Raw genomic sequence first — 6124 nt, 5'->3', positions numbered from 1 at the left:
CTCTTTCCGACCGGAATCAGGTACGGCGGCTTGGCAATCGGATACAACCTCGCGGTCTCCATCTTCGGCGGGACCACTCCCCTGGTGCTCACCGCCCTCGAAAGTGCAACGGGCAGCAACTTGGTCGCACCGATGTACATGATGATCGCCGCCGTGATCGGCGGTATCGCAGTCCTGATGATCCCCGAGACCGCACGCAAGCCACTCGACGGCTCTCCGCCCTCCGTCGCCACCGACGAGGAAGCACGTCGGATCATCCGCAAGGTTCGTCGAAAGAGAATGAAGGCCGATAACCTCGAGGTATGAGCACGCCTCGAATCGTCGTCGTCGGCAGTATCAACATGGATCTGACCACGTCAGTGTCCAGATTCCCAGCTCCGGGAGAAACGCTGCTCGGCACTGCCTTTGCCACCGCGGCGGGAGGCAAAGGCAGCAACCAGGCCATCGCCGCCGCGAAGGCCGGTGGGGACGTGTCGTTCGTCGGCGCGGTCGGCGACGACGGTTTCGGCACCCAATTGCGCGAGACCCTGCAAGACGCCGGGGTCGACACCGCGTTGCTTCGTAGTGTCGACGGCCCGAGCGGCGTTGCCGCCATCACCGTGAGCGAGGACGCGGAGAACAACATCATCGTCGTCCCGGGCGCCAATTCCTCGGTCACCTCGTTGTCCGAAGTAGACCTCGACGCGATCGCACACGCCGACGTTCTCCTGTGCCAACTCGAAATACCCCTCGACACGGTCACCACAGCGGCCCGGCACGCGCGCGCCAACGGAACAACTGTCATCCTCAATCCTTCACCGGTACAAGACCTTCCGGGCGCCCTGATCGAGTCTGTCGACATCCTGATCGTCAACCAGACCGAGTCGGAGCAGTTGTCCGCGGTCACCGGTCGCGTGCGATACCTCGTCACGACCCTCGGGGCCGGCGGCGCGGATCTCCGGTCGGGCGAGGAGACAATCCACGCCGACTCCCCGGCCGTGACACCCGTGGATACAACTGGCGCAGGCGATGCTTTCACCGGCGCCTTCGCCGTGGAGTGGGTGCAGGGCCAGGACCGCGCCCTGCAGTTCGCTGTCACGGCGGGAAGTCTGGCGACGACGGTCCGCGGCGCGTCGGTGTCGTCACCCACTCGCGCTGCGATCGAAAAAGTCCTGAACCGACAGCTTGACTCTGACACCGTGTGAGGTCGTAAACCTGTAGGTATCGGGTTTGTGAGAGAGAAACGGGGCGAGCAAGGATGTTGAGCATCGGAGACTTCGCGAGAGCAGGTCGTGTGTCGGTGCGCATGCTCCGCCACTACGACGCCATCGGTCTGCTCAGACCCGCGAGGGTCGACGCATCCACCGGGTATCGCTCGTACACCGCGGGCCAGTTGGCGCTGCTCAACCGCATCGTCGCTCTCAAGGAGTTGGGCCTGACTCTGGCCCAGGTCCAGCAAGTGGTGGAGTCGGCGGTCACCGTCGACGAGATCCGCGGGATGCTCACGCTTCGCCGAGCAGAACTCGAAACCCGAATCCAGGAAGACACCGCGCGACTGGCGCATGTACAGGCGCGCCTACGGATCATCGAAAGTGAGGGACAGATGTCCGCATACGAGGTTGTGATCAAGTCAGTTCCGGCGCTGCGGGTCGCGGAGTTGACCGGTACCGCCAAGACGATGGATCCGTCGTCGATCGGCCCGGTGGTTCGCGGGTTGTACGAGCGCCTTTGTACCGGTTTGGATCGTGCCGGTATCGCCGCGATCGGACCCGCTGTCGCTTACTACGAGGATGCCGGTGACGACGAGAACGTCGTCGTCCATGCGGCGCTACCGGTAGACGCGAATCCCGATGGCGACTACGAGTTCGCTGTGGTGGACCTGCGGGCCGAAGAGCACGTGGCCTCGCTGCTGCACAAGGGTTCGATGGACAACTGCCTGCCCGCTTATCAGGCGTTGGCCCAATGGATCGACGCAGCGGGATACCTCAATGCCGGCCCCAGCCGTGAGGTGACGCTGGCGTGCCCGGAGGATGTCGACGGCTGGGTCACCGAACTGCAGGAACCTGTTGCCAAGGCCTGAAGCCCGCACGTGTCGGCAGCGTCGTGCACCATGGGGTCCATGACCACCGCCACTGCCCCAGCCATGCGCGACGAAGCCGAGCGGCTGCTCCGCGAACTCGCGGGGCCGGATGCCCGCCTACGCGAGGACCAGTGGACGGCCATCGAGGCGCTGGTGGTGCAGCGCAAACGCGCGCTCGTCGTACAGCGGACCGGCTGGGGCAAATCTGCGGTCTACTTCATCTCGGCGAAGCTGCTCCGGGCAACGGGCCACGGCCCCACCGTCATCGTCTCTCCGTTGTTGGCCCTGATGCGAAACCAGGTCAGTTCTGCCGAACGTGCCGGAGTGCGCGCCGCAACCATCAATTCGGGCAACGTCACCGAATGGGACGACATCCATGCCCGCGTCGCAGCCAATGATCTCGACGTCCTTCTGGTCAGCCCCGAGCGCCTGAACAACCCTGACTTCCGCGATCAGGTGCTCCCGGCCCTGGCAGCTGATGCCGGCCTGGTCGTAGTCGACGAGGCTCACTGCGTTTCCGACTGGGGCCACGACTTCCGTCCCGACTACCGCCGCATCAGGACCTTGATCGCCGAACTCGGCGAGGGCATTCCCGTCCTCGCAACCACGGCGACGGCCAACAACCGCGTCGTCGAGGACGTGTCCGCCCAACTCGGCGTCGGCGGTGAGGAAACCCTCGTCCTTCGCGGCGGGCTCGAACGCGAATCGCTTCACCTCTCTGTAGTCCACATTCCGGAGGCGACGGCGCGCGCTGCCTGGCTTGCCGACATGCTCGAGACGCTGCCGGGTTCGGGCATCATCTACACGCTGACGGTTTCGGCCGCGCGCGACCTCGCAAGCCTGCTCTCCGAGCGCGGCCATACCGTCGCCGCCTACACGGGCCAGACCGATCCCACTGAACGTGAATCTCTCGAGCAGGACTTGTTGGGTAATCGCGTCAAGGCTCTGGTGGCCACCTCGGCACTCGGGATGGGCTTCGACAAGCCTGATCTCGGGTTCGTCGTCCACCTCGGCGCACCGTCGTCGCCGATCTCGTACTACCAGCAGGTGGGCCGCGCCGGTCGTTCCACCGACAGGGCAGACGTGATCCTCCTGCCTGGCGCCGAGGACAAGCAGATCTGGAGTTACTTCGCCTCGGTCGCCTTCCCCCGCGAGCACCTGGTCCGCAGCGTCATCGAACACCTCGACACCGAAAAGGCCACGTCGACACCGGCACTCGAACCTCTGGTGGAGCTCAATCGCACGCGTCTCGAGATGGTCCTCAAAGTCCTCGACGTCGACGGCGCGGTCAAACGCGTCAAGGGCGGGTGGATCAGCACCGGCGAACCCTGGGTGTACGACGCCGAGCGCTACGGCCGACTCGACGACGCTCGCCAGGCCGAGCAGGCCGCAATGGTCGAGTACCAGAGCATCACGACGTGTCGAATGACCTTCCTGCGTGAACAACTCGACGATCCTGGTCTGACCTCGGAGAACTCACAGTGCGGTCGCTGTGACAACTGCACAGGCAATCGCTACGACACCACTGTCGACACCGCCGCCCTCGACGAGACTCGGGCGCGCTTGCAGCGCCCCGGATTCGACCTGGAGCCGCGCAAGATGTGGCCGACCGGCCTGAGCAAGCTGGGCGTCAAGCTGTCCGGGAAGATCACCGAGGGGCCCGAAACCGGGCGCATTCTCGGACGGATGTCGGACCTGGGCTGGGGTCAACGTCTCCGCGCGCTTTTCGACGGTCCCGACGCCGAGGTACCCGATGCGGTGGTCAGCGCGTGTATCAGCGTTCTGGCCGCCTGGAATTGGGCCGAGCGACCCACCGGTGTCATGGCCCTCGAATCCACAACGCATCCTTTGTTGGTGTCGAGCCTGGCTGCCAAGTTGGCCGAGGTCGGGCGATTGACCGACCTGGGCACTCTTCGCTTGCGCCCCGACCACCCTCCGGTGTCGGCAGCAAACTCCGCCTACCGCGTGTCCGGACTGGTCGATGTTTGGGAAGTCCCGGACATGAGCATCCACCAGGGACCGATACTTCTTGTCGACGCAATCGCCGATACCGGTTGGACTTTCACGATGGCCGCGCGCGCACTTCGACAGGCTGGTGCTCACTCTGTACTTCCGTTGGCGCTCGCAAGCCCGAAATAGCGAGTTTTTGCCCGAAATAGTCGCTCCGACAACGGCAAAAGTTACATAATGTGAGCACCATCACATTCATGTCCTCACCTGGGGCGCAACGGGTTCCACACGGCCCGAAACGGACATCTGCATGACTTCGACAGCAATGATTGTTACGTTCAGATGACCGATGAAGCCTGTTGATACGAGAGCTATCCCGACCACCGCGCCGGACGCGGTGTTGTTCAGAAGCCCACAGATCGATGACGGAGTCCGGCTCTGGGAGATCGCACGTGATTCGAAGGTGCTCGACCTCAATTCGAGTTATGCATACCTGTTGTGGTGCAGGGATTTCAGCGCGACGTCCATCGTCGCGGAGGTAGACGGCCGCGTAGTCGGATTCGTTTCCGGTTATACCCGTCCCAGCGCGCAGGAAACCCTGTTCGTGTGGCAAGTTGCGGTCGACGAAGACCAGCGCGGCAAGGCAATTGCTGCCCGCATGCTGTCCGACTTGATGGATCGCACTGCCCCACTGGGTGTTACACATCTGGAGACCACGATCAGCCCCGACAACGAGGCTTCGATCGCACTCTTCACCGCGCTCGCACGTCGGCGCGAAGTACCGATAACCAGGCAGACCTTGTTCTCGCCCAACGATTTTCCCGATGGACACGAAGCCGAAGATCTTTACACGATCGGCGCCTAGCGCACTTCGCGCTCGGCATACAGCATGCCCCGGAGGAACAAAGAAGATATGAATATCAACGAAGCAAGCATTTTTGAAACCCTCGAGTCCGAGGTTCGCAGCTACTGCCGTGACTGGCCCGCAGTGTTCACCAGCGCATCCGGATCCTGAATTCGTGACGAGAACGGGCGCGACTACCTCGATTTCTTCGCCGGTGCCGGCGCCCTCAACTACGGCCACAACAACCCGGTGCTCAAGTCCGCACTGGTCGACTACATCATGAGCGACGGCATCACGCACGGTCTCGACATGTCGACAGTCGCCAAGCGTGAGTTCCTCGAGACCTTTCAGCGCAACATCCTCGAGCCGCGCGGCCTGGACTACAAGGTCCAGTTCCCCGGCCCGACCGGATCGAACACCGTCGAGGCTGCACTGAAGCTGGCCCGCAAGGTCACCGGACGTTCGGCAGTCATCAACTTCACCAACGCATTTCACGGAATGACACTTGGTGCACTCTCCGTGACCGGCAACTCGATGAAGCGCGCGGGCGCCGGTGTCCCCCTCGTGCACACGACACCGATGCCCTTCGACAACTACTTCGACGGCGTCACCGAGGACTTCCAGTGGTTCTCCCGCGTTCTCGATGATTCCGGCAGTGGAATCAACCGCCCCGCGGCAGTGATCGTCGAAACCGTGCAGGGTGAAGGTGGCGTCAATGTCGCTCGCCCCGAATGGCTTCGGGCGCTGGCAACACTGTGCTCGGATCGCGGAATCCTGTTGATCGTCGACGACGTCCAGATGGGTTGCGGCCGTACCGGCCCGTTCTTCTCCTTCGAAGAGGCCGGAATCGTTCCCGACATCGTCACGTTGTCCAAGTCGATCAGCGGCTACGGAATGCCGATGGCGCTCACGCTGTTCAAGCGTGAACTCGACGTCTGGGGACCGGGCGAGCACAACGGCACCTTCCGCGGCAACAACCCGGCGTTCGTCACCTCCAAGGTGGCACTCGACCACTACTGGTCCGACGACGCACTCACCAAGACGACGTTGAAGAAGGGCGCACGCATCAGCGAATGCTTCGCCAACCTCTCCGATCAGTTCCCCGGCGAGGTCTCGCACCGCGGGCGTGGCTTGGTTCAGGGCCTCGTCTTCGAACAGCCCGAGCGCGCCGGCAAGGTCTGCCAGTTGGCATTCGACGAGGGATTGCTCGCCGAGACCTCCGGACCCTCCGACCAGGTTGTGAAACTGCTTCCCGCACTGACGATTACCGA

The 6124-nt window shown here is 63.3% G+C and carries 4 protein-coding genes and 2 pseudogenes; all 6 read left to right on the top strand.

The window, feature by feature from the left end; genetic code table 11:
• Positions 1-306 (top strand): annotated as a pseudogene (locus tag A2J01_RS17165) (MFS transporter); the annotation flags it as partial.
• Positions 303-1184 carry a ribokinase gene (locus tag A2J01_RS17160; protein WP_054826983.1) on the top strand — a complete coding sequence of 294 codons (882 nt, stop codon included), beginning with the start codon at positions 303-305 and terminating at the stop codon, positions 1182-1184. The pseudogene A2J01_RS17165 and the gene A2J01_RS17160, both read left to right, overlap by 4 nt.
• Before the next feature lie 53 nt (positions 1185-1237).
• Entirely contained in the window at positions 1238-2059 is an 822-nt protein-coding gene (locus A2J01_RS17155; protein WP_064113179.1) for a MerR family transcriptional regulator, read from the top strand.
• A 39-nt stretch (positions 2060-2098) separates the two neighbouring features.
• Positions 2099-4198 (top strand): RecQ family ATP-dependent DNA helicase, encoded by a 2100-nt coding sequence (locus A2J01_RS17150; RefSeq protein WP_030536630.1) that lies wholly within the window; start codon positions 2099-2101, stop codon positions 4196-4198.
• 160 nt (positions 4199-4358) lie between these two features.
• Complete coding sequence (ectA, locus tag A2J01_RS17145; RefSeq protein WP_003944572.1) at positions 4359-4874, top strand: diaminobutyrate acetyltransferase; 516 nt, start codon at positions 4359-4361, stop codon at positions 4872-4874.
• Between the two features lie 48 nt (positions 4875-4922).
• A pseudogene (ectB, locus tag A2J01_RS17140) lies at positions 4923-6124 on the top strand (diaminobutyrate--2-oxoglutarate transaminase); the annotation flags it as partial.

The sequence above is a fragment of the Rhodococcus sp. EPR-134 genome (assembly GCF_001647205.1).
Taxonomy (GTDB): domain Bacteria; phylum Actinomycetota; class Actinomycetes; order Mycobacteriales; family Mycobacteriaceae; genus Rhodococcus_F; species Rhodococcus_F qingshengii.
The sequence above is the reverse complement of the archived record's forward strand: the minus strand, read 5'-3'. Positions and strand labels throughout refer to the sequence as shown.

What these genes read in the sequence shown, in the direction of transcription:
- A2J01_RS17150 (WP_030536630.1), top strand. Translation starts at nt 2,099, where the DNA reads ATGACCACCGCCACTGCCCCAGCCATGCGCGACGAAGCCGAGCGGCTG.
- A2J01_RS17160 (WP_054826983.1), top strand. Translation starts at nt 303, where the DNA reads ATGAGCACGCCTCGAATCGTCGTCGTCGGCAGTATCAACATGGATCTG.
- A2J01_RS17155 (WP_064113179.1), top strand. Translation starts at nt 1,238, where the DNA reads ATGTTGAGCATCGGAGACTTCGCGAGAGCAGGTCGTGTGTCGGTGCGC.
- ectA (WP_003944572.1), top strand. Translation starts at nt 4,359, where the DNA reads ATGAAGCCTGTTGATACGAGAGCTATCCCGACCACCGCGCCGGACGCG.